General features: G+C 66.5%; 2 protein-coding genes. Both read left to right on the top strand.

Annotated features, from left to right (window positions below):
- Positions 1-96: 96 nt before the first annotated feature.
- Complete coding sequence (locus FNH08_RS50080) at positions 97-555, top strand: peroxiredoxin (RefSeq protein WP_152778673.1); 459 nt, start codon at positions 97-99, stop codon at positions 553-555.
- A 113-nt stretch (positions 556-668) separates the two neighbouring features.
- On the top strand, positions 669-1,244 hold the full coding sequence (locus tag FNH08_RS50075; RefSeq protein WP_322726683.1) for a TerD family protein: 576 nt from the start codon (positions 669-671) through the stop codon (positions 1,242-1,244).
- The last annotated feature ends 146 nt before the right edge of the window (positions 1,245-1,390 follow it).

Here is a 1,390-nt window from a genome sequence, read left to right as displayed (position 1 = left end):
GGGTAGGGGCGGCGGGGGCGACCTTCTCCGCGGCACCGTGATCGCTGCGTAGGCTGGGGCGTGCCCCGAACCCCATGGAAGGGAACGCAGGACATCATGGCGATCCAGGTCGGCGACAAGGCCCCGGACTTCGAGCTCAAGGACAACCACGGCGCCACCGTGAAGCTCTCGGACTTCCGCGGCGAGAAGAACGTCGTGCTGCTCTTCTACCCGTTCGCCTTCACCGGCGTCTGCACCGGCGAGCTGTGCGAGCTCCGCGACAACCTCCCGAAGTTCGTCAACGACGACGTCCAGCTCCTCGCCGTCTCGAACGACTCCATCCACACGCTGCGCGTCTTCGCCGAGCAGGAGGACCTGGAGTACCCGCTGCTCTCCGACTTCTGGCCGCACGGCGAGACCTCACGCGCGTACGGCGTCTTCGACGAGGACAAGGGCTGCGCCGTGCGCGGCACGTTCATCATCGACAAGGAGGGGGTCGTGCGCTGGAGCGTGCTGAACGGACTGCCGGACGCCCGTGACCTGAACGAGTACGTCAAGGCGCTCGACACCTTGTGATTCCTGTCCCGCATGGCCTGTGACGGGCGGGAACCCCTCACTAGGATCGAATCGTTGATCCGATGGCAACGCACGGCGGGGCTTCCCGCCCCTGGACACCAATGGGAGGACTCGTGGGAGTCAGCCTCAGCAAGGGCGGCAACGTATCGCTGACCAAGGAGGCCCCGGGCCTCACCGCGGTCATCGTCGGTCTGGGGTGGGACATCCGCACCACGACCGGTACCGACTTCGACCTGGACGCCAGCGCTCTTCTGCTGGACGCCTCGGGCAAGGTCGGCAACGACGCGAACTTCATCTTCTTCAACAACCTCAAGAGCCCGGACGGCTCGGTCGAGCACACCGGTGACAACCTCACCGGTGAGGGCGAGGGCGACGACGAGCAGATCAAGATCAATCTCGCCGGGGTCCCGGCCGAGATCGAGAAGGTCGTCTTCCCCGTCTCCATCTACGACGCCGAGACCCGCCAGCAGTCCTTCGGCCAGGTGCGCAACGCGTTCATCCGCGTCGTGAACCAGGCCGGCGGCGCCGAGATCGCCCGCTACGACCTCAGTGAGGACGCCTCCACGGAGACCGCCATGGTCTTCGGTGAGCTCTACCGCAATGGAGCGGAGTGGAAGTTCCGCGCCATCGGCCAGGGGTACGCGTCGGGCCTGCGCGGTATCGCGCAGGACTTCGGCGTGAACGTCTGAGCCGTATCCGTATGTGATCGTCCGAGTCATACGTGCACGTCCGTCCGGGGCGGTACACGAGGCTCATCCCGTCCGGCGCCGCACCTCCCAGTCGAGTGCGGCGCCGGACGTGCTCATACCGGCGGCAACCCCATCCACGCGTACCC

The organism is Streptomyces spongiae (assembly GCF_009377185.1).
In the GTDB taxonomy this organism is placed as follows: Bacteria; Actinomycetota; Actinomycetes; order Streptomycetales; family Streptomycetaceae; genus Streptomyces; species Streptomyces spongiae.
Note: the sequence above shows the minus strand (reverse complement) of the source record. Positions and strands in the feature narration are given on the sequence as shown.